The sequence below is a fragment of the Psychroflexus aurantiacus genome, assembly GCF_010820555.1.
Lineage (GTDB): Bacteria > Bacteroidota > Bacteroidia > Flavobacteriales > Flavobacteriaceae > Psychroflexus > Psychroflexus aurantiacus.
Window position 1 is genome coordinate 1 of record NZ_JAAIKD010000023.1, and the last position, 1,400, is coordinate 1,400.

The following is a 1,400-nucleotide window of genomic DNA, read 5'->3' on the forward strand; positions in this document are numbered from 1 at the left end:
TTTTTTATTGAGAGTATGAAAATTAAATAACTAATAATTATCGAATAGATAAGCTTATTAAGGGCGTATGGGGGATGCCTAGGCTCTCAGAGGCGACGAAGGACGTGACAAGCTGCGATAAGCTGCGGGGATTAGCACATATGAATTGATCCGCAGATTTCCGAATGGGGCAACCCACTATACTGAAGGTATAGTATTCTGGCTGTAATGGTCAGAAAGCGAACCCGGTGAACTGAAACATCTAATTAGCCGGAGGAAGAGAAAACAATAGTGATTTTGCTAGTAGCGGCGAGCGAACGTGAAACAGCCCAAACCAGTACTGTTACGGCAGTGCTGGGGTAGTAGGACTACGATATCTTGATACATTTTGAACCCAAATATTTTGGAAAGAATACCCATAGAAGGTGACAGGCCTGTAGGGGTAAGGGATGTATTGAGTAGTAGTATCCTGAGTAGTGCGGGGCACGAGAAACCTTGCATGAATCAGCCGGGACCATCCGGTAAGGCTAAATACTACTGAGAGACCGATAGTGAACCAGTACCGTGAGGGAAAGGTGAAAAGAACCTTGAATAAAGGAGTGAAATAGACCCTGAAACCATACGCTTACAAGCGGTCGGAGTCCCGTTTACGGGATGACGGCGTGCCTTTTGCATAATGAGCCTACGAGTTACCACCGTTAGCAAGGATAAATAATTCAGTTATGGATCCGTAGCGAAAGCGAGTCTGAATAGGGCGAATAAGTTAGCTGTGGTAGACGCGAAACCGTGTGATCTACCCTTGGGCAGGTTGAAGCTGTGGTAACACATAGTGGAGGACCGAACCCGTTGACGTTGAAAAGTCTTGGGATGACCTGAGGGTAGGGGTGAAAGGCCAATCAAACTCGGAAATAGCTCGTACTCCCCGAAATGCATTTAGGTGCAGCGATTAAATAGTTTTATAGAGGTAGAGCTACTGATTGGATGCGGGGGCTTCACCGCCTACCAATTCCTGACAAACTCCGAATGCTATAAAATGTTTTTAATCAGTGAGGGCATGGGTGCTAAGGTCCATGTCCGAGAGGGAAAGAACCCAGAGCATCAGCTAAGGTCCCCAAATATATACTAAGTTGAACAAACGAGGTTGGACTGCTTAGACAGCTAGGATGTTGGCTTGGAAGCAGCCATTCATTTAAAGAGTGCGTAACAGCTCACTAGTCGAGCGGTCCGGCATGGATAATAATCGGGCATAAGTATATTACCGAAGCTATGCTCTTATCCGCTTAAGGCGGATGAGAGGTAGGGGAGCATTCTAATCTGCGCTGAAGGTGTACTGTCAGGTATGCTGGAGCGGTTAGAAAAGAAAATGTAGGCATAAGTAACGATAATGCGGGCGAGAAACCCGCACACCGAAAGACCAAGGA

1 rRNA gene is annotated in these 1,400 nt (G+C 46.4%); it reads left to right on the forward strand.

Annotated features, from left to right (window positions below):
- Positions 1-47: 47 nt before the first annotated feature.
- Positions 48-1,400, forward strand: a 23S ribosomal RNA gene (locus G3567_RS13160); the annotation flags it as partial.